Source organism: Burkholderia sp. AU30198, assembly GCF_020419825.1.
Classification (GTDB): Bacteria; Pseudomonadota; Gammaproteobacteria; order Burkholderiales; family Burkholderiaceae; genus Burkholderia.
In genome coordinates, this window is sequence record NZ_JAIZSA010000004.1 from 98,509 (window position 1) to 121,879 (window position 23,371).

The 23,371-nt window shown below is 66.2% G+C and carries 22 protein-coding genes and 1 pseudogene; 18 read left to right on the top strand and 5 right to left on the bottom strand.

Annotated features, from left to right (window positions below; genetic code table 11):
* Window positions 1–85 precede the first annotated feature (85 nt).
* The 6 genes from LGN19_RS11430 to LGN19_RS11455 all read left to right on the top strand — a co-directional run bounded on the left by LGN19_RS11430 (window position 86) and on the right by LGN19_RS11455 (window position 6,033).
* Window positions 86–1,267, top strand: coding sequence for an acetyl-CoA C-acetyltransferase (locus LGN19_RS11430; protein ID WP_122945538.1), 1,182 nt, complete (start codon window positions 86–88; stop codon window positions 1,265–1,267).
* A 149-nt stretch (window positions 1,268–1,416) separates the two neighbouring features.
* Window positions 1,417–2,157 (top strand): 3-ketoacyl-ACP reductase, encoded by a 741-nt coding sequence (locus LGN19_RS11435; protein ID WP_166964704.1) that lies wholly within the window; start codon window positions 1,417–1,419, stop codon window positions 2,155–2,157.
* A 119-nt stretch (window positions 2,158–2,276) separates the two neighbouring features.
* Window positions 2,277–2,843 (top strand): polyhydroxyalkanoate synthesis repressor PhaR, encoded by a 567-nt coding sequence (gene phaR / locus LGN19_RS11440; protein ID WP_226214685.1) that lies wholly within the window; start codon window positions 2,277–2,279, stop codon window positions 2,841–2,843.
* A gap of 473 nt (window positions 2,844–3,316) precedes the next feature.
* Entirely contained in the window at window positions 3,317–4,102 is a 786-nt protein-coding gene (locus LGN19_RS11445) for a lysozyme inhibitor LprI family protein (protein WP_226214687.1), read from the top strand.
* Between the two features lie 212 nt (window positions 4,103–4,314).
* The gene (locus LGN19_RS11450; RefSeq protein WP_226214689.1) at window positions 4,315–5,355 is read left to right on the top strand and encodes an NAD(P)/FAD-dependent oxidoreductase; all 1,041 of its coding nucleotides are present in this window, start codon (window positions 4,315–4,317) and stop codon (window positions 5,353–5,355) included.
* Window positions 5,356–5,499: 144 nt separating this feature from the next.
* Window positions 5,500–6,033 carry a dihydrofolate reductase family protein gene (locus LGN19_RS11455; RefSeq protein ID WP_174959290.1) on the top strand — a complete coding sequence of 178 codons (534 nt, stop codon included), beginning with the start codon at window positions 5,500–5,502 and terminating at the stop codon, window positions 6,031–6,033.
* 88 nt (window positions 6,034–6,121) lie between these two features.
* Here LGN19_RS11455 and LGN19_RS11460 read toward each other — a convergent pair whose 3' ends face one another.
* Window positions 6,122–6,376, bottom strand: a complete 255-nt coding sequence (locus LGN19_RS11460) for a hypothetical protein (protein WP_174959292.1) — start codon at window positions 6,374–6,376, stop codon at window positions 6,122–6,124.
* Window positions 6,377–6,659: 283 nt separating this feature from the next.
* On the opposite strand from LGN19_RS11460, the gene rimO reads away from it, so the two are divergent.
* The 5 genes and pseudogenes from rimO to LGN19_RS11485 all read left to right on the top strand — a co-directional run bounded on the left by rimO (window position 6,660) and on the right by LGN19_RS11485 (window position 10,984).
* Entirely contained in the window at window positions 6,660–8,021 is a 1,362-nt protein-coding gene (gene rimO / locus LGN19_RS11465; RefSeq protein ID WP_174959294.1) for a 30S ribosomal protein S12 methylthiotransferase RimO, read from the top strand.
* Between the two features lie 3 nt (window positions 8,022–8,024).
* Window positions 8,025–8,951: a sugar kinase gene (locus LGN19_RS11470; protein WP_174959296.1), complete on the top strand. Its 927-nt coding sequence runs from the start codon at window positions 8,025–8,027 to the stop codon at window positions 8,949–8,951.
* Window positions 8,952–8,996: 45 nt separating this feature from the next.
* A pseudogene (locus tag LGN19_RS11475) lies at window positions 8,997–9,128 on the top strand (acetyl-CoA C-acyltransferase); the annotation flags it as partial.
* An 18-nt stretch (window positions 9,129–9,146) separates the two neighbouring features.
* A complete protein-coding gene (locus tag LGN19_RS11480) occupies window positions 9,147–9,689 on the top strand; it encodes a hypothetical protein (RefSeq protein WP_226214691.1) in 543 nt (180 codons plus the stop codon).
* A 113-nt stretch (window positions 9,690–9,802) separates the two neighbouring features.
* Window positions 9,803–10,984 carry a cystathionine beta-lyase gene (locus LGN19_RS11485; protein WP_226214692.1) on the top strand — a complete coding sequence of 394 codons (1,182 nt, stop codon included), beginning with the start codon at window positions 9,803–9,805 and terminating at the stop codon, window positions 10,982–10,984.
* An 87-nt stretch (window positions 10,985–11,071) separates the two neighbouring features.
* Here LGN19_RS11485 and serB read toward each other — a convergent pair whose 3' ends face one another.
* Window positions 11,072–11,917 carry a phosphoserine phosphatase SerB gene (serB, locus tag LGN19_RS11490; protein WP_226214694.1) on the bottom strand — a complete coding sequence of 282 codons (846 nt, stop codon included), beginning with the start codon at window positions 11,915–11,917 and terminating at the stop codon, window positions 11,072–11,074.
* A 205-nt stretch (window positions 11,918–12,122) separates the two neighbouring features.
* A complete protein-coding gene (locus tag LGN19_RS11495) occupies window positions 12,123–13,061 on the bottom strand; it encodes a LysR family transcriptional regulator (RefSeq protein WP_226214696.1) in 939 nt (312 codons plus the stop codon).
* A 122-nt stretch (window positions 13,062–13,183) separates the two neighbouring features.
* Here LGN19_RS11495 and LGN19_RS11500 point away from each other — a divergent pair, with 122 nt between their 5' ends.
* The 3 genes from LGN19_RS11500 to LGN19_RS11510 all read left to right on the top strand — a co-directional run bounded on the left by LGN19_RS11500 (window position 13,184) and on the right by LGN19_RS11510 (window position 15,635).
* The gene (locus tag LGN19_RS11500) at window positions 13,184–14,200 is read left to right on the top strand and encodes a zinc-binding alcohol dehydrogenase family protein (RefSeq protein WP_226214698.1); all 1,017 of its coding nucleotides are present in this window, start codon (window positions 13,184–13,186) and stop codon (window positions 14,198–14,200) included.
* 159 nt (window positions 14,201–14,359) lie between these two features.
* Entirely contained in the window at window positions 14,360–14,911 is a 552-nt protein-coding gene (locus tag LGN19_RS11505; protein ID WP_174959306.1) for a DUF6013 family protein, read from the top strand.
* 250 nt (window positions 14,912–15,161) lie between these two features.
* A complete protein-coding gene (locus tag LGN19_RS11510; RefSeq protein WP_226214706.1) occupies window positions 15,162–15,635 on the top strand; it encodes a PliI family lysozyme inhibitor of I-type lysozyme in 474 nt (157 codons plus the stop codon).
* Window positions 15,636–15,676: 41 nt separating this feature from the next.
* On the opposite strand, the gene LGN19_RS11515 is transcribed toward LGN19_RS11510, so the two are convergent.
* Both LGN19_RS11515 and LGN19_RS11520 read right to left on the bottom strand, forming a co-directional pair.
* Complete coding sequence (locus tag LGN19_RS11515) at window positions 15,677–16,480, bottom strand: ABC transporter permease (RefSeq protein ID WP_226214708.1); 804 nt, start codon at window positions 16,478–16,480, stop codon at window positions 15,677–15,679.
* Window positions 16,477–17,178 (bottom strand): ATP-binding cassette domain-containing protein, encoded by a 702-nt coding sequence (locus LGN19_RS11520; protein ID WP_226214710.1) that lies wholly within the window; start codon window positions 17,176–17,178, stop codon window positions 16,477–16,479. The genes LGN19_RS11515 and LGN19_RS11520 overlap by 4 nt, the downstream gene beginning before the upstream one ends.
* Before the next feature lie 152 nt (window positions 17,179–17,330).
* Here LGN19_RS11520 and LGN19_RS11525 point away from each other — a divergent pair, with 152 nt between their 5' ends.
* The 4 genes from LGN19_RS11525 to LGN19_RS11540 all read left to right on the top strand — a co-directional run bounded on the left by LGN19_RS11525 (window position 17,331) and on the right by LGN19_RS11540 (window position 23,370).
* On the top strand, window positions 17,331–19,634 hold the full coding sequence (locus tag LGN19_RS11525; protein WP_226214712.1) for an AsmA family protein: 2,304 nt from the start codon (window positions 17,331–17,333) through the stop codon (window positions 19,632–19,634).
* A 156-nt stretch (window positions 19,635–19,790) separates the two neighbouring features.
* Window positions 19,791–21,383 (top strand): ABC-F family ATPase, encoded by a 1,593-nt coding sequence (locus tag LGN19_RS11530; RefSeq protein ID WP_226214714.1) that lies wholly within the window; start codon window positions 19,791–19,793, stop codon window positions 21,381–21,383.
* Between the two features lie 244 nt (window positions 21,384–21,627).
* Window positions 21,628–22,377: an FkbM family methyltransferase gene (locus LGN19_RS11535; RefSeq protein WP_226214715.1), complete on the top strand. Its 750-nt coding sequence runs from the start codon at window positions 21,628–21,630 to the stop codon at window positions 22,375–22,377.
* A complete protein-coding gene (locus LGN19_RS11540; RefSeq protein ID WP_226214717.1) occupies window positions 22,378–23,370 on the top strand; it encodes a phosphotransferase enzyme family protein in 993 nt (330 codons plus the stop codon). It abuts the gene before it with no gap.
* The last annotated feature ends 1 nt before the right edge of the window (window position 23,371 follow it).

Below are 23,371 nucleotides of genomic sequence, written 5' to 3' on the forward strand. Positions count from 1 at the left end.
CGGCGCAGGCTGTCCGGTGCACCGCAGTTTTTTTAACAGGGCCGGTAGCGATGCGCCGTGTCGTGCGGGCCTGGAGGAAAGGGAAATGACGGACGTAGTGATCGTATCGGCCGCGCGGACCGCGGTCGGCAAATTCGGCGGTTCGCTTGCGAAGATTGCGGCGCCGGAGCTGGGCGCGACGGTGATCCGCGCGGTGCTGGAGCGTGCGGGCGTGAAGCCTGATCAGGTCAGCGAAGTGATTATGGGCCAGGTGCTGACGGCCGGTTCCGGGCAGAACCCGGCGCGGCAGTCGCTGATCAAGGCCGGCCTGCCGAGCGCAGTGCCGGGGATGACGATCAACAAGGTGTGCGGCTCGGGCCTGAAGGCCGTGATGCTGGCGGCGAACGCGATCGTCGCGGGCGACGCGGAGATCGTGATCGCGGGCGGCCAGGAGAACATGAGCGCATCGCCGCACGTGCTGCCGGGCTCGCGCGACGGGTTCCGGATGGGCGACGCGAAGCTGGTCGACACGATGATCGTCGACGGCCTGTGGGACGTGTACAACCAGTACCACATGGGCATCACGGCGGAGAACGTCGCGAAGGAATACGGGATCACGCGCGAGGAGCAGGACGCGTTCGCGGCGCTGTCGCAGAACAAGGCGGAAGCCGCGCAGAAGGCCGGCCGCTTCAACGATGAAATCGTGCCGGTGGCGATTCCGCAACGCAAGGGCGAGCCGCTGCAGTTCGCCACCGACGAATTCGTGCGTCACGGCGTGACGGCGGAATCGCTGGCCGGGCTGAAGCCGGCGTTCTCGAAGGACGGCTCGGTGACGGCGGCGAACGCGTCGGGGCTGAACGACGGCGCGGCGGCGGTGCTGGTGATGTCGGCGCAGAAGGCGGCGGCACTTGGCCTGACGCCGCTGGCGCGGATCAAGGCGTACGCGAACGCGGGCGTGGATCCGAGCGTGATGGGCATGGGCCCGGTGCCGGCATCGCGCCGGTGCCTGGAGCGCGCGGGCTGGACGCCGGGCGACCTGGACCTGATGGAGATCAACGAGGCATTTGCAGCGCAGGCGCTGGCAGTGCACAAGCAGATGGGCTGGGACACGTCGAAGGTGAACGTGAACGGCGGGGCGATCGCGATCGGCCACCCGATCGGTGCGTCGGGCTGCCGGATCCTGGTGACGCTGCTGCACGAGATGGCCAAGCGCGATGCGAAGCGCGGGCTGGCGTCGCTGTGCATCGGCGGCGGGATGGGCGTCGCGCTCGCGGTCGAGCGTCCGTAACCGGCCGTCCGTAACCGGCCGTCCATAAGCGGCCATTCGCGACCAGCGAACCGAATCCGTGTGCCGGCCGATTGCGGTTTCGGCCGGCGCCACGTGAAGTCAGAGGGGCCTCCGGCAGCTCTCGAAACCAAGAAAATGGAGTGAGATTCATGTCTCAGCGAATTGCGTATGTAACGGGCGGGATGGGCGGCATTGGCACCAGCATCTGCCAGCGCCTGTTGAAAGACGGTTTCAAGGTGGTCGCGGGTTGCGGCCCGAACTCGCCGCGCCGCGTGAAATGGATCGAGGACCAGAAGGCACTCGGGTACGATTTCATCGCGTCGGAAGGCAACGTCGGCGACTGGGACTCGACCAAGGAAGCATTCGACAAGGTCAAGGCTGAAGTCGGCGAGATCGACGTGCTGGTCAACAATGCGGGCATCACGCGCGACGTCGTGTTCCGCAAGATGACGCACGAAGACTGGACGGCCGTGATCGACACCAACCTGACGAGCCTGTTCAACGTGACGAAGCAGGTGATCGACGGGATGGTCGAACGCGGCTGGGGCCGGATCATCAACATTTCGTCGGTGAACGGCCAGAAGGGGCAGTTCGGCCAGACCAACTACTCGACCGCGAAGGCCGGCATCCACGGCTTCACGATGTCGCTCGCACAGGAAGTCGCGACGAAGGGTGTGACGGTCAACACCGTGTCGCCGGGCTACATCGGCACCGACATGGTGAAGGCGATTCGCCCGGACGTGCTCGAGAAGATCGTCGCGACGATCCCGGTGCGGCGTCTCGGCGGGCCGGAGGAAATCGGTTCGATCGTCGCGTGGCTCGCGTCGAACGATTCCGGTTTCGCGACGGGCGCCGACTTCTCGCTGAACGGCGGCCTGCACATGGGCTGAGCGTCCGCGCTGCGCGGGCCGGGTGGCCGCGCAGCCGGGCGTTTTCCGAAGGCCCCCGCCTCCCGGATTCGGGCGGCGGGGATTCGTCACTTCCGCTACGCTGCACTCAAAGGCGTTACATGACTACTACAAAGAAGACGGCCGAACGGCTCATCAAGAAGTACCCGAACCGTCGGCTCTACGATACCGAGACAAGCACGTACATTACGCTGACCGACGTGAAGCAGCTCGTGCTGGAGCAGGAGGACTTCAAGGTCGTCGATGCGAAATCCAACGAAGACCTGACGCGCAGCATCCTCCTGCAGATCATCCTCGAAGAGGAAAGCGGCGGCGTGCCGATGTTCTCGTCGTCGATGCTGTCGCAGATCATCCGTTTCTACGGGCATGCGATGCAGGGCATGATGGGCACGTACCTGGAAAAGAACATCCAGGCGTTCATCGACATCCAGAACAAGCTCTCGGATCAGTCGAAGAACCTGTACGAAGGCAATGCGATGAATCCGGAAGTCTGGTCGCAGTTCATGAACATGCAGGCGCCGATGATGCAAGGGATGATGACCAGCTACATCGAGCAGTCGAAGAACATGTTCGTGCAGATGCAGGAGCAGATGCAGAACCAGGCGAAGTCGATGTTCAGCACGTTCCCGTTCAAGCAACCGGGCGCATCGGAGCCGGAAAAGAAGTAATGGTTTCGCGGCAGGCCGACCGCGGCGGGCAACCCGTCGGGCGTCGGTGCCGCGAAGCTACGCGGTGCGGGTCGGCCGATCGCGCATTCGGGCGCGACGAGGTGCGGCCGGCGCTTGCCGAACCCTCTCGCCGACGGTCGTTCATGGCCGTCGGTACCGAATGCGCGCGCCGGGTCGGGCGTGCATGACCGTTGTCCGGTCGATCGAGATCCAGTCACCTGCGCAGGAAACCCGGAGCGTGCCCCGCCGGATGGTGTGCGTTCCTGCCGGTACGCGTACCATGAGCGGCGCTGCACGGCGAAGCATGGCAACTGCCTGCGGCGAAATGCGTATCGGCGACCGGGCACGACAGGCCGTGACGGGCGATGCGGCATCGATGCAGTGCGACCAAGAAAAACGAATTGAGAGAGAGCATGCGAGGGATTCGAATGGCATGGGCCCGCAGGCTGGCCGGTCTTGCTTCGATATTCACGATGGGCGTTGGCGTGGCGGTACCGGCCTTTGCGATGGACTGCGCGAAAGCCGTGCAACCGATCGAGAAGCGCATTTGCGCGAGCGCCGTGCTGCGCGCGGCCGACGCGCGCATGAATGCGGCCTATGCGGGTGCGTTGAAGGCCGCGCCGGATACCGCTATCCGCGACATGCTGATGCGTAGCCAGCGCCGCTGGATCGATGCGCGCAACAACCGTCTCGACGCCGATTACGAAGGCCACCCGCTGGCCGTCGACGAGGTGCGCAAGACCATCGATCGGCGCACCGCCGTGCTGGCCGATCAGTCGAACAAAGGGTTGATCGCGCGTGCGCAGGCCGAGCGCCAGTGGCTCGCGAAATACACGGGCGGCCCGCTCACCGGTTTCGATGCAAACTGCGATTTCCTTCCCGACGATGCGAGTGGTGCGCACGTTTCCTATGCGTGCTTCGGCGCGGTCCATGTGCAGCATCGTGCGCGGGTCTGCAGCCAGAGCGAGGACTGGGCGACCGGTGCGGTCTATCAGTACCGGTCGGTGAGCGCGACTGACGGCGGGAAGGTGCGACCCGTGGCGTTCTGCGAAGCGCCGGCGCATGGGAGTGCGTGCGACGACGGTGGCGCCCATTCGGCGTGGATGCGGGCGGGGACGTCCGGTGGCGATAATCACGCGTCGGTGCCCGTCGCCGGGTTGCCGCAACTCGATGCGGAAATGTGGCCGATCGGCGACGGAGACGACGCGGTGTGGTTCGAGCGGTGCCTGAAGGCGTCGGTGTTTCCGGACATGCGGTGACGTGCCGAATCGCGTGTTTGAGCAAGGCCCGCCTCGGCGGGCTTTTTTGTTGCGTCAGTCCGCCCCAGGCGCAGTGGATGTCGATTGATCGCTTTGACGCCGGGCCGAGCGAGCGGGCGAGACGATTCGCAATGCCGGGCAGCAGGCAGCCGCACAGCGGCGAAGAGGGGCGGACGGTATAGTCGAAATCCCGCAACGTCTGAATGTCACTCATGGGAAACAACACGCTACGCGTCGTCGTGGTCGGCGGCGGCATCGTCGGTGCATCCACCGCATGGCATCTTGCGCGATCGGGCGCGCAGGTCACGCTGCTGGAAAAGCAGGCTACGGCCGCAGCTGGCGCGACTCACTGGTCGTTCGGCTGGGTGGGTACCGGCAGCGCGTTTCCTTCTGAAAGCCCGTCCAGCTTCTCCCGTACGTTCGCAGCGCTCCCGGAGTTCGCCCGGCTGGCGCGCGAGCTGGGCCCGTTGCCGGTGACGACGCGCGGGGCACTCGTCTCGCTGGACACGGATGCGCAGACCGCTGCCTTGATCGACGAGCAGCGCGCGGCGGGCGTGCGCATGGAAGCGTTGGGTCGTCGAGAGGTGGCCCGGATGGAGCCGCGTCTTGCGCGGCTTCCCGAGTTGATTGCATGGGCGCCGGACGATTTCGTGGTCGAGCCGATCGACTTGGCGTATCAGTTGCTGGCCGGTGCGCAGGCCGCTGGCGCGCAGATCCGGTGCGGTTGCGCAGTCGAAGCGGTCGAAACGCACAATGGGCGCGCTGTCGGCGTGCATACCGCGCATGGGCATGTGCCGGCGGATGTCGTCGTCCTGGCGAACGCTGCTTCCGCGGTTGCCATCGCCGCGGGCCTGGGCGTGTCCCTGCCTGTTCGCGAGGAGCCGGCCGTGTTGATGCGTTTCGCTGCCGAGCCGGGTCTCATCAGCCACCTGCTCTACGGGCAGGATCTTGAAGTGCGTGTCGGCCCGTCGGGCAGCCTGCTGTCGGCCGCGGATCCTCCGGAAGAGGGCGACAGTGGACTTGCCGCGCTCGCTGCCCGTACCGCCTCGGAAATTTCGGCGTTGTTTGCCGATCCGCCGACCCTCACGCCGCTCTCTGCGAAATCGGCGCTTCGGCCGATGACGAACGACGGAGCGCCGATCAACGGATTTTTGCCGGGTGTTGCAGGGGTTTATGCCGTCGTCGCGCATCCTGGCGTGATCCTGGCACCCCAGCTTGGGCGATTGGCCGCGAGCGCGATGATGGGCGCGTAATTCGACGAGGGAGAGCGCGGGCGATCGAACGGACGACGGGCGCCGCCGCCACACCCGAAAACGGGGGCGTCCTGTCAGCGCAGCGGCAGCGCACGGCGATCGTGGCTATACTCGGCATCCTTACATTCATGAAAGGATGCCTGTATGCGCCCACGAGTCAGCGTATTTCTCGCCCTCAGTCTCGACGGATTCATCGCCGGCGAAAACGGCGATCTGTCATGGCTGGAGGCGTTTTCGTCGGACTCGCCGGATGAAACCGGCTATACGTCGTTGATGAACGACATCGACGTGATCGTGATGGGGCGCAACACCTACGACACGGTGATTGCGTTTGACCCGTGGCCCTATGCCGGCAAGCGGATGGTGGTCATGACCCGTCGGGAGCTGGCTTCGCGCCACGGCGAAGAGCCGTTCGACGGGGCGCTCACGACACTGCTCGGCCAGTTGGCAGCGCAAGGCCATCGTCATGTCTATCTGGACGGCGGTACGACGGCGCGGGAAGGCATCGCGGCCGGCGTCGTCGACAGCATCACGCTCAGCTGGGTGCCGATCGTGCTCGGGAAGGGGATTCCGCTGTTCGGCAACGACCTGCCGCAGACACGGCTGCAGCTCGACGATACGAAGCGGTTGCCGAGCGGGTTGATGCAGGCCCGGTATGTGCCTGCCAGGCAGGATTGACGCGGGTGTGGCGATGAACGCAGCGCCTCGTGCAGGCAGGCGCTGCATGGTCATCGGGTCAGGCCGTCGTAACGCGTCTCGTCGTGCGTCAGTGCACCGGATCGAAATCCTGCTCGCCGCCCGACGGAGGCAGGTCGAGCACGAGCTTGACGGCGCTGTAGTTGGCCTTGAGCGAAAACACGCGGCCGATCACGAAAAACGTCTGGCGCGAATTCTCGAGTTCGACGAAGTCGCCCGGTTGCGGCACATGCGCGCCCTGGTCATACGAAAAGCTGGTGCTGGTCTGCTCGCCGATGGCTTCCGCTGCGTGCTCGGTGAATTCGATCGTGATGTGGGTGGTCATGCGTGCCCCGTTGGGTCGATTGAAATGGATGGACGCCCGGATTTTCTCATAGCGGGCAGCGGCGCCGGGGCGATTCTTGCCGGCTGACGGGCGTCGGGGACAGCGCCGCAACGCGGCTTCCCCGGAAATGAAGGGGCATATCAGGTCCGGCTCGGCAGCCGGCCCGGAACGGGCCGGGCATTCGAGCGGGAGACGCGCATCGTCGTCAACCGCTCGTTTTTGGATCGCCGGACACTAAATCGCTGTAAACTCACGCTTTTGCTGCCACGCCCCCACATTCCAGATGTCCCAATCCCCCAAAGTAGGGTTCGTATCCCTCGGGTGCCCCAAGGCGCTCGTCGACTCCGAACAGATCATCACGCAACTGCGCGCCGAAGGTTATGAGATCTCCGGCACCTACGACGGTGCCGACCTCGTCGTCGTGAACACCTGCGGCTTCATCGACGAAGCCGTGCAGGAAAGCCTCGACGCGATCGGCGAAGCGCTGACCGAGAACGGCAAGGTGATCGTCACCGGCTGTCTCGGCGCGAAGTCGAGCGCCAGCGGCTCGAACCTGATCGAGGAAGTCCACCCGAAGGTGCTCGCCGTCACCGGCCCGCACGCGGTGGGCGAAGTGATGCAGGCCGTGCATTCGCACCTGCCGAAGCCGCACGACCCGTTCACCGATCTCGTGCCCGCGGCCGGCATCAAGCTCACGCCGCGTCACTACGCATACCTGAAGATTTCGGAAGGCTGCAACCACCGCTGCACGTTCTGCATCATCCCGTCGATGCGCGGCGACCTCGTGTCGCGCCCGGTCGCCGAAGTGATGCTCGAAGCGGAGAACCTGTTCAAGTCGGGCGTGAAGGAACTGCTCGTGATCTCGCAGGACACGAGCGCGTACGGCGTCGACGTGAAGTACCGCACGGGCTTCTGGAACGGCAAGCCGATCAAGACGCGCATGACCGACCTGGTCGCCGCGCTTGGCGAACTCGCCGCGCAGTACGGCGCATGGGTGCGCCTGCACTACGTGTATCCGTATCCGAGCGTCGACGAAGTGATTCCGCTGATGGCCGAAGGTCCGTTCAAGGGCCACGTGCTGCCGTACCTCGACGTGCCGTTCCAGCACGCGCACCCGGAAGTGCTGAAGCGCATGAAGCGTCCGGCGAACGCCGAGAAGGTGCTCGAGCGCGTGCAGAAGTGGCGCGAGATCTGTCCCGACCTGACAATCCGCAGCACATTCATCGCGGGCTTCCCCGGCGAGACGGAAGAGCAGTTCGAAACGCTGCTCGACTTCATCCGCGAGGCGGAACTCGATCGCGTCGGTTGCTTCGCGTATTCGCCGGTCGAAGGCGCGACTGCAAACGAACTCGACGGTGCGCTGCCGGATGAGGTTCGCGAGGAACGCCGCGCGCGCTTCATGGAAGTCGCCGAGGAAGTGTCGGCGAACCGCATCCAGCGCAAGGTCGGCAAGACCCTCAAGGTGCTGATCGACGAAGTCAGCGCGGAAGGCGGGATCGGCCGCACGGCGGCCGATGCGCCGGAGATCGACGGTGTTGTCTATGTCGAGCCGGCGGCGAAGGCATCGAAGCGCTACAAGGTCGGCGATTTCGTGTCCGTGAAGATCACGGGCGCCGACGGCCACGATCTGTGGGGCGAGGTGTAAGCGATGACCGCCGCATTTCCGGAGATCCTCGCGCTCGGCGAGGCGATGATCGAATTCAACCAGTCGCAGCCGGGCCGGCCTGAATTCCTGCAGGGCTTCGGCGGCGACACGTCGAACTTCTGCATCGCCGCGGCGCGCCAGGGCGCGTCGACGGGCTTCGTGTCGGCGATCGGCGACGATCCGTTCGGCCGCCTGCTGGCCGACATGTGGCACGCGGAACGCGTCGATACCACGTACGTGCGGATCGACCGCGCGGCGCCGACCGGCGTGTATTTCGTCACGCACGGCGCCGACGGCCACCAGTTCGACTACCTGCGCGCAGGCTCGGCGGCGAGCCGCTATGCAACGGGCGACCTGCCGCTCGACGCGCTGGCCGCCGCGAAGGCCGTGCACCTGTCGGGCATCAGCCTGGCGATCAGCACGGCCGCGTGCGATGCTGCATTCGCGGCGGTCGACCACGCGCGCCGCCACGGCGCGAAGGTCAGCTTCGACACGAACCTGCGCCTGAAGCTGTGGCCGCTGCCGCGCGCTCGTGCGGTGATGCGCGAGGCGCTGCGCCAGACGGACATCTGCCTGCCGAGCTGGGACGACGTGACGGCGCTCACGGGCGCGAACGATCGCGACGCGATCGTCGATGCGATGCTCGAACACGGGCCGCAGGTCGTCGCGCTGAAGCTCGGCAAGGACGGCGCGTACGTGGCGACGCCGAACGAGCGGCGCGTCGTGCCGGGTTTCACGGTCGAAGCCGTCGACGCGACGGGCGCGGGCGACTGCTTCGGCGGTGCCTTCGTCGCGCGGATCGTCGCGGGCGACGATCCGTTCGCGGCGGCGCGTTATGCGAACGCAGCGGCGGCGTTGTCGACGACGGGCTACGGCGCGGTCGCGCCGATTCCGCACCGCGATGCGGTGGAGCGCCTGCTGCAAGGCTGATGCGGCATGCAACGTGAAGCGGTGGTGAGCCGCGCGCGTACCGCGATCGGCGCGACGGGCGCGCTGATCACCGTCAAGGCGCTGTCCGAGTCGCCGCGCATCGGCGGCCGATATGCGCTCGTGACGATGTGCATCGGCGGCGGGCAGGGCATCGCCGCGATTTTCGAGCGAATCTGAAGCAAGGAGCAACACACGGTGGGTCGATATTCGCAATGGCAACGGGCGCTCGTCGTCGCGGGCGCGCTGGCCGCGGGCATGGCGATGCCGGGCGTGGTCGCGGCGCAGGCCGTCGCGCCGGGCGTGCAGCAGGATGAACCGGCACTGGCGCGGCCGCTGAAGCCGAATCCCGAGTTCGCCCGCCTGCCGCGCTACGAAGGCACGCTCGGCGACCGGCCGATCGTCGTGCATCTCGGCCCGAAGACGGACGAGGAAGGCGTGCACGGCGAATACCAGTTCGCCGATACCGGCGAGGTCGTGCTGCTCGCGGGCGATCGCGACGGCGACACGCTCGAAATCGAGGAATCGAACGACGGCACGAACATCACGGGCGTGTGGATCGGCCGCTTCGACGCGACGGGCGCCCTGAAGGCCGACCGGATGAATTCGGACGAGTCGGACCCGCAACCCGTCGTGCTGCGTCTCGCGCCGGGCAAGCGCACGGCGCTGCAGGTGCGTGACGGCCGCGTGCAGGAAATCGAGACGGTTGGCGGCGTCGTCAACCTGCGCACCGACGACTGAACCCGCGCTGGCTCGGTGCATGCGGCGCGCATTGTACCGGGCCAATTGCGCCGATTTTGGCTAATCTAGCGACATATTCCGCAACCGAACGGCCTCGTGCCCGGCTTCCTGTCATGACTGCATCCACTCCCAAGCGCGCACTGCAAACCCGCATCGTTCAACCCGACGACGTGATCCCGGAAGGCTTCCGTTCGTTCGTGCCGCCGGTTGCGCGCGCATCGACGGTCGTATTCCCCGATCTCGCGACGATGCGTGCGCTCGTCTGGCACAACGACAACCAGTGGCGCTACGGGCTGCATGCGACGCCGACGTCGCTCGCGCTCGCGCAGCGGCTCGCCGAGATCGAGGGCGGCACGCATGCGCTGCTGCAGCCGTCGGGCCTCGCGGCCATCATGAACGTCTACTTCGGGATCGTGAAAGCCGGCGACGACGTGCTGATTCCGCACAACGTGTATGGGCCGAACGCCGATTTCGGCAACTGGCTCGCGAAGGATTTCGGTATCACCGCGCGCTTCTACGATCCGCTGATCGGTGCCGGCATCGCCGAGCTGATCCAGCCGAATACGCGGTTGATCTGGATCGAGGCACCTGGCTCGGTGACGATGGAAGTGCCCGACGTGCAGGCGATCGCGGCGGCCGCGAAGGCACGCGGCGTCGTCACCGCGATCGACAACACGTTCTCGGCCGGGCTCGCGTTCAAGCCGTTCGAACACGGTGTCGACATCTCGGTGCAGGCGCTGACCAAGTACCAGTCGGGCGGCAGCGACGTGCTGATGGGCGCGACGATCACCGCGAACGCGGAACTGCACGCGAAGCTGAAGCTCGCGCGGATGCGCTGCGGGGTCGGCGTGTCGGTCGACGATTGCTCGCTCGTGCTGCGCAGCCTGCCGAGCATGCAGGTGCGTTTCGACGCGCACAGCAAGAGCGCGCTCGCGCTTGCGCAATGGTTGAAGGCGCGGCCGGAGATCGCGGCGGTATTGCACCCGCAGATCGCCGATTGCCCGGGGCACGCGTCGTTCGTGCGCGATTTCACCGGTGCGGGCGGGCTGTTCTCGGTGGTGTTCGACGAACGCTACAGCCCGGAGCAGATCGACCGCTTCGTCGAGTCGCTCGAACTGTTCGCGATCGGCTGGAGCTGGGGCGGCGCGTGCAGCCTCGCGATGCCTTACGACGTTGCGTCGATGCGTCCGGACTGGCCGCATCGCGGCACGCTAGTGCGTTTCTATGTCGGCCTGGAAGACGAAGCCGACCTGCGTGCGGATATCGAGCGCGCGATGCAGGCTGCACTGGGCTGATCGTCAGCCGATCACGTTCAGCAGAAAAACAAAACGCCGGTGCGATGCCATATCGCGCCGGCGTTTTTCATTCGACGTGCGGCAGGATCAGAACAGCCGCAGCAGCCCGTCGAGGCCGACGTGATCGAACGCGACCGTTGCCGCGTCGCGCACGACGGGCTTCGCGTGGAACGCGACCGACAGCCCGGCTTCGGCCATCATCTTCAGGTCGTTCGACCCGTCGCCCATCGCGATCGCACGGCTCGGCTCGAGGCCGAGCGACGCGCACGTCTCGCGCAGCAGGCGGGCCTTCACGTCGGCGTTGACGATCTCGCCGAGCACCTTGCCGGTCAGCTTGCCGTCGACGATCTCGAGCGTGTTCGCATGCGCGTAGTCGAGGCCGAGGCGCGCCTTCAGCCGTTCGGTGAAGAACGTGAAGCCGCCCGACACGAGCAGCGTCTTCATCCCCGCCGCCTTCACGCCGGCGAGCATCGTCTCTGCGCCCGGCGACAGTTGCAGCCGTTCCTCGTACACGCGTTCGAGCGCGTGCGCATCGAGCCCGGCCAGCAGCGCGACACGGCGCGTGAGGCTTTCGTTGAAGTCGCGGATCTCGCCGCGCATCGACGCTTCGGTGATCTCGGCGACCTGCGTTTTCAGTCCGCAAAAATCGGCGATTTCGTCAATGCACTCGATCGTGATCAGCGTCGAATCCATGTCCATCACGGCGAGCCCGAAATCGCCGAGCGTGCGGCCGGCCTCGACGAACGCGAAGTCGAGCGCATGCGTGCCGCAGTACGCATCGATGTCGAGGCGCTGCGCCGGGCTCGCGTCGTCGATCCGCAGCGCGTGATCGTCGATCCGCACGATGCGGGTGCCGCGCGACAGCGCGAGCAGCGGTTTGTGATGGGCGTCCGACAGCGGCGCAAGACTCTGGATGACGAGGTTGTGGGTCATGACGGGATGGTTGGGAAGCGAATGAAAAGCGTGCGCGGCCAATGGGCGGCCGTCTGCGAGCGCGGCCCCTCGGCAGCGGGCCATGGCGTCGCGAACGCGTCATTGTAGCCGGTTGGTATCGGATAGCTATCGGATAGCCGCCAGATCCCGCACGGGTAGCCGCCAGGGCAGTGCGTACGGCGGATCGCCGGACGTATGCCGGTGTTCACCCGTCCGCGCGATCCCAGTATGGTGGATCGCCGAAATGCTCGGCCAGGAACGCGATGAACGCGAGCGTCTTCAGCGGGACGTGCGCGCGACTCGGGTAGACGGCCCAGATCGCGATGTCTTCCGCGAACGGATAGTCGTCGAGCACCGTGACGAGCGCGCCGCTCGCGAGCAGCGGGCCGACGTCCCAGGTCGACTTGATCGCGATCCCGAAGCCGTCGACGAGCGCTTCGCGGATCGCCTCGCCGTTGCTCGCGACGAGCCGGCCGCCGACCCGCACGGTGAGCGGGCCTTGCGGCGTGGCGAACGACCAGTCGCGCTGGTCGCCGAGGATCACGCACTCGTGGTGAGCAAGGTCGGCCGGATGGCGCGGCGTGCCGTGCGCGGCGAGGTACGCGGGCGAGCAGCACAGCACGCGGCGGTTCGCGGCCAGCTTGCGCGCGACGAGCGTCGAATCCTTCAGCGTGCCGAGGCGGATCGCGACGTCGTAACCATCATCGACGAGGTCGACGATCTCGTCCGACAGCCGCAGGTCGAGCGACACGGACGGATAGCGGCGCAGGAACGCGGGAATCACCGGCGCGACATGCTGGCGGCCGAACGACGACGACATCGACACCTTCAGCCGCCCGTACGGCTCGGTGCGGCCGTGGCCGACCGACGCGCGCGCGGCGTCGGCGGCCGACAGCAGCGTGTCGGCGTGCGTCATGAAGACTTCGCCGTCCTGCGTGAGGCTGATGCGGCGCGTGGTGCGGTGCAGCAGCCGCGCACCGAGCTGGCGCTCGAGCTGCGCGATGCGCGCGCTCGCGACCGCGGCCGACACGCCGAACTCGCGCCCGGCCGCGGTGACGTTCGCGAGCAGCGCCGCGCGCACGAACAGCGCGACGTCGAGCAGGTCGAGCGGCTTGTCGGGGGCCGGAATCGGATCGGAGGCCATTATTCTGAAAATCCTGAAAATGTTTCAGGAAATATAGCGGTTTTCACGAATGATCGGGTTGCCTACGATGACGTTCATGGGGCTGCGCCGTGGCCCAGAGGATTTCCTGAAGGAGTTTCGTGATGAAAGCCGTTGGACTGACCCGTTATCTGCCGATCGACGACCCGCAGGCCTTGCTCGACGTGGAGTTGCCGCAGCCCGTGCCGGGCCCGCGTGACCTGCTCGTGAAGGTCGAGGCGATTTCCGTGAATCCGGTGGACTTCAAGGTGCGCGCGCCGAAGCCGCAGGTCGAGGACACGCCGCGCGTGCTCGGCTGGGATGCGGCCGGCACGGTGGTCGCGGTGGGTGCCGACGTCACGCTGTTCCGACCCGGTGACGAAGTGTTCTACGCGGGCAGCATCACGCGGCCGGGCGCGAACAGCGAATTCCATGCGGTCGACGAACGGATCGCCGCGCTGAAGCCGCGCACGCTCGATTTCTCCGCATCCGCCGCGCTGCCGCTCACCGCGCTGACCGCTTGGGAAGCGCTGTTCGACCGGCTGCATATATCGCCGCAGGGCGCGGACGCCGGCAAGTCGGTGCTGATCATCGGCGGCGCGGGTGGCGTGGGCTCGATCGCGATCCAGCTCGCGAAGGCGCTCGGCAAGCTGCACGTGATCGCGACCGCGTCGCGGCCGGCCTCGGCCGACTGGGTGCGCGCGCTGGGCGCGGATACGGTGGTCGACCATTTCGGCGACTTGCCCGCACAGTTGCGCGAGGCCGGGCATCCGAACGTCGACTACGTGCTGATTTTCAACGACACGGATCGTCATTTTCCTGCCGCTGCGGAAGTCATCCGGCCGCAGGGCGGCATTTGCACGATCGTCGAGAACGACAAGCCGGTGCCGGTCGAACTGCTGAAGGCGAAGAGTGCCGCGTTTCATTGGGAATTCATGTTTACGCGTGCAATGTTCGAGACGCCGGACATGATCGAGCAGCACCGGATCCTCGGCGAAGTCGCGCGGCTCGTCGACGGTGGCACGCTGCGCACGACGCTCGGCGAGCAGCTCGGCACGATCAATGCCGCGAACGTGCGGCGCGCGCATCAGTTGCTCGAGGCCGGGCGCGCGATCGGCAAGCTCGTGCTGAGCGGCTTCTGAGCCGGTATTGCACGTAAGGTTGCCGCGCCGCGAACGCAAGCGGGGTAACACCCGATGCGTTTGCGGCGCATTGCCCGCCGCTTGGCGGTAGACTGGCAGCGCATCATGCATCGAAAACCGCGCGGCACGCGCGTGCCGCCGCATACCAAGGAGGTCAGCATGAGCCAACGCAGCTTGTCAGTCGCCGCATCGTGGTCGGTCGTGTTCGCGGCGGCGTGCGTCAGCGCGAGCGTGTTCGCGGCGCCGCCGGTCAAGGGCAGCCTGAAGGGCGGCGGTACCGGACAGCTCGAATACACCGTCAAGGTCGACTCGAAGGCCTTCGGCAATACGCAGGAGACCCGCAAGATCCGCTCGGGCGAGACGGACGACTTCAACTGGAAGTCGGTGCCGCCGAGCGGTGCGGTCGCGATGCCGGACGGATGCCCGAACGCCGACAGCCTGCCGCGCGACGAGAACGGCGCGATGGTGCGCCAGACCCAGGTGCGGCTCGCGCCGTCGATCGACGCGAAGGGGATCGCCAACGTGCAGATGAGCTTCCAGGCGGCCGCGCCGAAGGGCACGCGCAACGTGACGGTCGGCGGCAAGTCGCTGCAGTGCCCGGACGTCGTATCGGTGAGCCAGGTGAAGTGGGTGTCGATCCCGACCAATGGTGGGTCGAAGTCCGTCTCGATGAGCGATGGCACAAAGGTGACGGTGTCGATCAAGCGCTGAGCGGCGCGCGCAGGCCGGTGCCGGAGCCGGTGCGTGCGCAACGGCTTCGACTCGCGCGCCGGCCCGGCGCACGTGACCGTTTCGTGTCGCCGTCACGGTTCTTTCCCGCGACCTGCTTCGCGGTAGCGTGCTGCTTCAACGGCATGGCAGCCGTTCGACGTGCGACAACATTGCTGGGCGACCTGCGTGACGTCATGCGAATGTCACGCTATGCTCGCCCGCATCATCACCTTCCTGTCACGACATCCCGATGAAATACCGAATGCGCGCGTTGCTGTGCGCCATTGCGTTCGTCGCCGCGCACGCGCACGCGGCGGACGATTGCGGCTTCGTGAAAAAGGTCGAGTTGCCGTTGCGGCAGCAGGTGGCTGTCGTGTCGAGCGGCGAGCTCGAACCATGCTCGACCGGCAGTTACGCGGTGCGCGTGTATTCGACCGCGCATGCCGCTCCCGGCTTCGATACCGACGATTACGTGACGGGCGCGCTGCATGCGCGTGACGGTACGGTCACCGATGCGTTCACGGCCGACCTCGGTGCACGTGCGCCACAGGCGCTCGTCGTGACGACGCGCTCGGCCGGCAGCGGTGGCTATGTCGGCGCGCAGGCCTACGTGACGACGCCGCGCGCGGTGCGGCTCGTTGCGTCGGTCGAGGGGCTCGCGCCGGACGCGGACATCGCGGCCGCGTTGCGGCAGGCGCTCGGCAAGCGCCGCGGCGTGCACTGAGCGGCGAACCGCGCGAACGCGTCGCGCAGTGACACCGCGTGTCAGTGCGCGCGTTCTTCGAGCCGCGAGGCGAGAAAGCGGTGATCGGGCGAGAACAGCCGGCGATAGGTCATCAGCACCGCACCGACGGTGCCGAGCGCGGAGGCTGCGGCGATCAGGAACATGATCACGATCTGGTAGCGCACGGCCTGCAGCGGCGACTGGCCGGCCAGCACCTGGCCCGTCATCATCCCCGGCAGGCTGACGACGCCAACGACAGCCATCTGGTTCAGCGTCGGCAGCATGCCCGCCCGCACGGCCTGGCGCGCAGCGTCCTGAGCAGCCTCCCAGCGCGTCGCGCCGAGCGCGAGTGCGGTTTCGACACGGTCGCGGCGCGCCGTGAGCTCTTCCATCATCCGTTCGACACCGAGCGACACGCCCGTGAGCGTATTGCCGAGAATCATCCCGAGGATCGGAATCGCGTATTGCGGCGCGTACCACGGATGGATGCGGATCACGACGAACAGGCCGACCGCCGCGACGAACCAGCTGCTGAACCAGATCGACGCGATGCTGTCGATGCGCTGGCCGTGATACGTGCGCTTGCCGCGCCCCGCGCCGGCGAACCCGGCGATCAGCGTCATCAGTGCGGTGAGCGGCAGCACGACGTACCAGTGCGGATGGCCGAACACCCAGCCGAGCACGTAGCCGATCGCGAGCAACTGCACGACGGTGCGCACGGCCGCGAGCGCGAGCTTGCGGCCGAGGCCGAGCGACAGTGCCATCGAGATCGCGCCGTTGACCGCGACGAGCGCAGCGGCGATGCCGACGTCGACGAGGCTCAGGTCCTGCAGTGTGGGGCTCATTGCGTGGCCTCCGTCGGGTTGGCAACGTGCATCACGCCGGCCTGCATCACGAGTCGCATCGTGCCGATTCGTGCAGCCTGGGCCGGATCGTGCGAGATCCACATGTACGCGCGGGCGTCGGGCGCCGCGTCGAACCATGCGCCGACGAGTGCCTCGATCGCGCGCGCCGATTCGGGGTCGAGCGCGGACGTCGGCTCGTCGAGCAGCAGCACATCGGGATCGAGCTGCAGCACGCGCAGCAGCGCGGCGATCTGCGCTTCGCCGCCCGACAGGTCGCTCGCGCGCTTGTCGAGAAAGTCGGGACCGCGGCCGGCCTGCGCGGCGAGCGCTTCGGCGCGCGCGCGATCGAACGCAACGTCGCGATAGATCGCGAGCGAATACGGATAGCGCAACTGCGCTTCGACGGTGCCGTCCATCTGCGCGGGGCGCTGGCGCACATAGGCGACGCTGCGCCGGTAACGCGGGATCGCATTGCGCCGGATCCCTTTGCCGCGCCACAGAATGTGGCCGCCGTCGAGCGGATCGAGCAGCGCGAGCGCGCGCAGCAGCACGCTCTTGCCCGACCCGGACGGCCCGGTGATAGCAATTCGCGATCCCGCTGCGAGGCTGAAATCGGTCGGGGCGAGCAGGGTCTTGCCGCTGCTGGCATCGCGCCGCGTGATGCGCTCTGCATCGATGAGGCCGGTGGGGGCTGTCATGTCACAAATGAAAAAAAGCGTTAATGGCGCCGAAACGTCACCATGGCGTGCGTCATAATACCGATTGAAAAGCCGCGGGTGTCGTGCGCCGTTCGTCCACGCAAGCGGCCCGGCATGGTGCGGCAACATTTCAGAACAACAACGGAACCGCCATGACGCTAACCCGAGCCATCGGCAAATCGGCTGCATGGATCGTCGGTATCGTCGCGGTGCTCATCGCGGCGGCCGGCGTCTTTCTCTTTATCTTCGACTGGAACCGCGCGAAGCCGTGGGTCAACGAACAGGTCACAGCCGCACTCGGCCGCCCGTTCGCGATCAACGGCGACCTCAAGGTCGGCTGGCGCCGCCCCGACGGCGAAACCGGCTGGCGCGCGTGGGTGCCCTGGCCGAGCTTTACGGCCACGCAGCTCGAGATCGGCAACCCCGACTGGGCGAAGACGCCCAAGTTCGTCACGCTCGATGCCGCGCACTTCGATCTCGCGATCCTGCCGCTGCTCGCGCATGAAATCGTGATCCCGTCGATCGACGTCGTGAATCCGGCCGTCGACCTCGAGCGGCTCGCGGACGGCCGCAACACGTGGACCTTCCAGTTCAAGCAATCGTCGCAGCCGTCGCCGTGGAAAGTGCGGCTCGACAGCTTCGGCTTCGCGAAGGGCACCGTCACGTATCGCGACGCGATCACCAAGGCCGACCTGAGCGTCGCGATCGATACGCTCGGGCAGCCGATTCCACTCGGCGACGTGCTGAAGGAGCAGGAGCAGACGTCGCGCGCGGCATCGGCGCAGCGTGTCGGCAAGCACGGCGCCGCGCAACTGAGCGCGAAGGCCAACGCGGAGGCCGCGTCGAGCGCTTCCGCCGCGCAGGCTGCGAGTGGCGCGTCGGCGGCAGGTGCGTCCGCTGCGTCTGCCGTGGTGTCGGCATCGTCTTCATCTTCCTCGTCCGCTTCTTCGGCATCGGCTGCTGCCGCCGCGTCGGGTGCAAGCGGTGCGAGCAGTGTCGCGGCGCCCGCGAAGCCGTCCGGCCCGACCTATGCGTTCGGGCTGACGGTCGACGGCCGCTACAAGAACGTGCCGATCAGCGGTACCGGCAAGCTGGGCGGCGTGCTCGCGATCCAGGACGCATCGCGGCCGTTCCCGCTGCAGGCCGACGTGAAGGCCGGCGACACGCGGCTCGCGATCGTCGGCACGCTGACCGATCCGATGCATCTCGCGGCCATCGACCTGCGGCTGTGGCTGCAGGGCACGTCGATGTCGCACCTCTACCAGCTCAGCGGCATCACGCTGCCCGATACGCCGCCTTACGCGACCGAAGGGCGGCTGATCGGCAACTTCAAACGGAAGGCCAGCACGTTCCGCTACGAGAATTTCAACGGCCGCGTCGGCGGCAGCGATCTCGGCGGCACGCTCGCTTACGAGCAGCGCGAGCCGCGGCCGAAGCTGTCGGGCGAGCTCGTGTCGAACCTGCTGCAGTTCTCCGATCTCGCGCCGGTGATCGGCGCGGATACGGCCGCGAGCAAGGCCAAGCGCGGCGACACGACGAAACAGCCGTCGAGCCGCGTGCTGCCGGTCGAGACATTCCGTACCGACCGCTGGCGCGCACTCGACGCGGACGTCAAGTTCACGGGCCGCAAGCTGGTCAAGAGTTCGGACCTGCCGATCACCAACCTGTACACGCATATCGTGATGACGGATGGCGTGTTGTCGCTCGAGCCGCTGCAGTTCGGCGTCGCGGGCGGCACGCTCGCAACGACCGCGCATCTCGACGGCAGCGGTGCGCCGCTGAAGGGCCGCTTCACGGTGGCCGCAAGGCACCTGAAGCTCAAGCAATTGTTCCCGGCGCAGAAGGTCATGCAGTCGGCGCTCGGCGAGATCAACGGCGACGCGTCGCTGTCGGCGACCGGCAACTCGCCGGCCGCGCTGGCCGCGACGTCGACCGGCGAGGTGAAGGCACTCGTGACGGATGGCCGCATCAGCCGCCTGCTGATGGAAGCGGCGGGGCTGAACGTCGCGAACGTCGTCTACGAGAAGCTGTTCGGCAACAACGACGTGAAGATCAACTGCGCGGCGATCGACTTCGTCGCGACCAACGGGATCCTCGACCCGAAGGTGTTCGCGCTCGATACGGACGACGCGCTGATCAACGTCGACGGCCCGATCAGCCTGCGCGACGAAACGCTGAACCTGAAGATCCATCCGCACACGAAGGGTTTCCGGATCTTCTCGCTGCGCTCGCCGCTGTATGCGAAGGGCACGTTCAAGAACCCGGACGTCGGCGTCGATGCCGGTGCGCTCGCGCTGCGGGCCGGCGCAATGATCGGCCTCGGGCTGATCAACCCGTTCGCGGCCTTGATTCCGCTGATCGCGCCGAGCAACAACCGCGACGTGCCGTGCTCGGAGCTGTTCGGTCAGATGAATGCGAAGGCCGCACAGCGGGCGGCGGCGAAGGTCGGCAAGTAAGGGAGCAGTGCGACGACTGGCGGGGCGCTCAGGCGTGGCCGGTCGCTCCGCACAGCGGGTGAATTGACGGGGCCGGAACGGGCGTGGTCGGCAGTTTCTCCGACACCTGCTAAAATACACGGTTTTCCGTCGATTTATCCTTTAACGGGACCTGCCGTGCTTTCTACTGCCAACATCACGATGCAATTCGGGCCGAAGCCCTTGTTCGAGAATATCTCGGTCAAATTCGGCGAGGGCAACCGCTATGGTCTGATCGGCGCGAACGGGTGTGGCAAGTCGACGTTCATGAAGATCCTCGGCGGCGATCTCGAGTCGAGCGCCGGCAACGTCGCGCTGGAGCCGAACGTCCGCCTGGGCAAGCTGCGCCAGGACCAGTTCGCGTACGAAGACGTGCGCGTGCTCGACGTCGTGATGATGGGCCACACCGAGATGTGGGCCGCCATGACCGAGCGTGACGCGATCTACGCGAACCCGGAAGCCACCGACGACGACTACATGCACGCCGCCGAGCTCGAAGGCAAGTTCGCCGAATACGGCGGCTACGACGCCGAGGCGCGCGCGGGCGCGCTGCTGCTCGGCATCGGCATCGAGGAGAAGTTCCACACCGGCACGATGGCCGACGTCGCGCCGGGCTGGAAGCTGCGCGTGCTGCTCGCACAGGCGCTGTTCTCGAAGCCGGACGTGCTGCTGCTCGACGAGCCGACCAACAACCTCGACATCAACTCGATTCGTTGGCTCGAGCACACGCTCAACGAGTACAACTCGACGATGATCATCATTTCGCACGATCGTCACTTCCTGAACGCGGTGTGCACGCACATGGCCGACATGGACTTCGGCACGCTGAAGGTCTGGCCGGGCAACTACGACGACTACATGCTCGCATCGGCACAGGCGCGCGAGCGTCAGGCCGCGGCGAACACGCGCGCGAAGGAGCGCGTGGCCGAACTGCAGGACTTCGTGCGCCGCTTCTCGGCGAACAAGTCGAAGGCCCGCCAGGCGACCAGCCGCGCGAAGCAGATCGACAAGATCAAGATCGAGGAATTCAAGCCGTCGTCGCGCCAGAACCCGTTCATCCGTTTCGAGTTCGAGAAGAAGCTGCACAACGTCGCGGTGGTGGCGGAAGACATCACGAAGAAGTACGAGCGCACGATCTTCCAGAACTTCAACCTGTCGGTTCAGCCGGGTGAGCGCATTGCGATCATCGGCGAGAACGGCGCGGGCAAGACGACGCTGCTGCGCTCGCTGCTCGGCGCGCTCGCGCTCGAGCACGGCACGGTGAAGTGGTCCGAGAACGCGAATGTCGGCTACATGCCGCAGGACACGTACGAGGAGTTCCCTAACGACATCACGCTGATGGACTGGATCGACCAGTACCGCAAGGACGGCGACGACGAAACGATGGTGCGCGGCACGCTGGGCCGCCTGCTGTTCTCGTCGGACGACATCAGGAAGTCGGTGAAGGTGCTGTCGGGCGGCGAGAAGGGCCGCATGATCTGGGGCAAGCTGATGCTCGGCCGCCACAACGTGCTGCTGATGGACGAGCCGACCAACCACATGGACATGGAGTCGATCGAGTCGCTGCAGATCGCGCTCGAGCAGTTCGAAGGCACGCTGATCTTTGTTTCGCACGACCGTGAGTTCGTGAGCGGGCTGGCGAACCGGATCATCGAAGTGAAGACGGACGGCAACCTGTTCGACTTCGGTGGCAATTACGAGGAGTTCCTGACGAGTCAGGGGCAGGAGTAATTGTCCTGACGCTTTCGTTCATGTGTTGCGGCCAGGCAGTTGTACGAAGCCGGAACGCATAGCCGCGCGAAGCCGCCAGAAACGCATCGGGCCCGCATCGACAGTATTGTCGATGCGGGCTTTTTCATTTCCGTGCCGACGAAGCACGGCCGTGCCGCACATTCCCGTTTCCTTCCGTCAATCGACTTCGGGTAAATTACGCTCCAAATACCACCCTTAATTCCGACCCGGAGCTGCCCCCTCGATGCAGGACCATCCATTCCCGCTCGATCTATCCGGCCTTTCGCAAAGCCTGTATGCGCAGGGCACCGAGGAAAGCATCCTGTCGCGCCTGATGGAGCGGATCGCGCCGACCAACCGCTTCTGCGTCGATATTGGCGCAAGCGACGGCCTGCGCAACAGCAACACGGCGCGGCTGCTGCGTGAACAGGATTGGTCCGGCGTGCTGGTGGAAGGCAGTGCGTACCGCTTTGGCAAGCTTGCCGCCCACTACGCGGGCGCTGATCGCATCAGTCTGCACCACGACCGCGTCCAGCCCGACACAGTCGATCAACTGCTCGCCGATGCGAACACGCCAACCGACTTCGACCTGCTGTCGATCGACATCGACGGCAACGACTACTGGGTGTGGCGCGGCCTGCAAGCGTTCAAGCCACGCATCGTCGTGATCGAATACAACCCGTACTACACGCCGCCCGAGCGTTGGGTGATGTGCTTCAACCCGGACCACGAATGGGACGGCTCGACGTATTACGGCGCGAGTCTCGAATCGCTCGTGCATCTCGGCAGGCAGAAGGGCTATGAACTCGTCTGCTGCGACGACATGGGCAACAACGCGTTCTTCGTGCGGCAGGACCTGTATCCACGGCTCGGCATCGCGAACAACGCTCCCTCGGTGCTGTTTCGCCCGGCGATGTACAAGGTGCGCTACGTCGGGCACAACACGTTCCTGAGCGGCCATCCGTATCGATTCGGGCCGGCCGAGCATATCTGAATGGACTCGCTCGCCGCGACCTTCGACGAGATTCGCGATGCCTATGCGCTGGGCCGAAGCGGGCCGCCGCGCCAGGTCGGCGAACGCGTGTGGCATCTGCCGACCGATGACGGTGGCGTAGCGATCAAGCTCTACGCGTCCGAACATCATGCGCGTGCGGCCAAGGAAGCTGCCGTGCTCGCGCACTTCGAGACGCACGGCGATACACGTTTCCACGTGCAGGTGTTGAAACGCACGGCGGCTGGCACGTCGATGTGGACGGGGTCAAACGCCCACGCGATGCTGACGCGCTGGGAAACCGGACAGTTCAGAACCTACGACACGTTTTCGCCGACCGAATGGGACGCCCTCGGCGCGAGTCTGGGGGCGTTGCACACGAGTCTCGATCAGCTTTATCTGCCGCAGCTCGACACGATTCGCGCACGGCTGACCGCGATCGACGCGGACACGGTGCGCCGCAGCCTGCTCGACGCGCTGGATCGCGCACACTCGAACGACGGCGCCGAGCATTTGCGCCGCTATGTCGATCTCGCGCTGCGCCTGCTCGACCGCTACTATCCGGGCAGCATCGACGCGTTTCCCGCCGACGATCCGCAGCACCCGATCCACAACGACTACAACCAGTTCAACTATCTGTTCACGGGCACGCTGCCGCCGCTCATCCTCGACTGGGAAGCGTCGATCGGCGCACCGCGCGAATACGAACTGGTGCGTTGCCTGAACCATCTGCCGCTGGAGGCGCCGCGTCTGGCGGAAGCATTCGTGCTCGCGTATCGGCGGGTCCGGCCGGTGGATTCCGCGCGTATCGCATGGGCGGTCGATGCCGCGTGTCTGCAGCACGCACTCAAGCTCTGGATCGTGCAAGGCTGGCTCGACGATCCGTCGCGCTTTGCGTCGCATCTGAGCGGCGCGGTGACGATGGCGTCCGCGATGGTGGATGCGCGCGACCGTCTCGTCGATTTCTTTTCCCGATGCATGGAAGCAGGACGCTGAA

Excerpts from the sequence above, each read along its gene's own strand:
- LGN19_RS11430 (WP_122945538.1), top strand. The coding sequence starts at position 86 with ATGACGGACGTAGTGATCGTATCGGCCGCGCGGACCGCGGTCGGCAAA.
- LGN19_RS11435 (WP_166964704.1), top strand. The coding sequence starts at position 1,417 with ATGTCTCAGCGAATTGCGTATGTAACGGGCGGGATGGGCGGCATTGGC.
- phaR (WP_226214685.1), top strand. The coding sequence starts at position 2,277 with ATGACTACTACAAAGAAGACGGCCGAACGGCTCATCAAGAAGTACCCG.
- LGN19_RS11445 (WP_226214687.1), top strand. The coding sequence starts at position 3,317 with ATGGGCGTTGGCGTGGCGGTACCGGCCTTTGCGATGGACTGCGCGAAA.
- LGN19_RS11450 (WP_226214689.1), top strand. The coding sequence starts at position 4,315 with ATGGGAAACAACACGCTACGCGTCGTCGTGGTCGGCGGCGGCATCGTC.
- LGN19_RS11455 (WP_174959290.1), top strand. The coding sequence starts at position 5,500 with ATGCGCCCACGAGTCAGCGTATTTCTCGCCCTCAGTCTCGACGGATTC.
- LGN19_RS11460 (WP_174959292.1), bottom strand. The coding sequence starts at position 6,376 with ATGACCACCCACATCACGATCGAATTCACCGAGCACGCAGCGGAAGCC.
- rimO (WP_174959294.1), top strand. The coding sequence starts at position 6,660 with ATGTCCCAATCCCCCAAAGTAGGGTTCGTATCCCTCGGGTGCCCCAAG.
- LGN19_RS11470 (WP_174959296.1), top strand. The coding sequence starts at position 8,025 with ATGACCGCCGCATTTCCGGAGATCCTCGCGCTCGGCGAGGCGATGATC.
- LGN19_RS11485 (WP_226214692.1), top strand. The coding sequence starts at position 9,803 with ATGACTGCATCCACTCCCAAGCGCGCACTGCAAACCCGCATCGTTCAA.
- serB (WP_226214694.1), bottom strand. The coding sequence starts at position 11,917 with ATGACCCACAACCTCGTCATCCAGAGTCTTGCGCCGCTGTCGGACGCC.
- LGN19_RS11495 (WP_226214696.1), bottom strand. The coding sequence starts at position 13,061 with ATGGCCTCCGATCCGATTCCGGCCCCCGACAAGCCGCTCGACCTGCTC.
- LGN19_RS11500 (WP_226214698.1), top strand. The coding sequence starts at position 13,184 with ATGAAAGCCGTTGGACTGACCCGTTATCTGCCGATCGACGACCCGCAG.
- LGN19_RS11505 (WP_174959306.1), top strand. The coding sequence starts at position 14,360 with ATGAGCCAACGCAGCTTGTCAGTCGCCGCATCGTGGTCGGTCGTGTTC.
- LGN19_RS11510 (WP_226214706.1), top strand. The coding sequence starts at position 15,162 with ATGAAATACCGAATGCGCGCGTTGCTGTGCGCCATTGCGTTCGTCGCC.
- LGN19_RS11515 (WP_226214708.1), bottom strand. The coding sequence starts at position 16,480 with ATGAGCCCCACACTGCAGGACCTGAGCCTCGTCGACGTCGGCATCGCC.
- LGN19_RS11520 (WP_226214710.1), bottom strand. The coding sequence starts at position 17,178 with ATGACAGCCCCCACCGGCCTCATCGATGCAGAGCGCATCACGCGGCGC.
- LGN19_RS11525 (WP_226214712.1), top strand. The coding sequence starts at position 17,331 with ATGACGCTAACCCGAGCCATCGGCAAATCGGCTGCATGGATCGTCGGT.
- LGN19_RS11535 (WP_226214715.1), top strand. The coding sequence starts at position 21,628 with ATGCAGGACCATCCATTCCCGCTCGATCTATCCGGCCTTTCGCAAAGC.
- LGN19_RS11540 (WP_226214717.1), top strand. The coding sequence starts at position 22,378 with ATGGACTCGCTCGCCGCGACCTTCGACGAGATTCGCGATGCCTATGCG.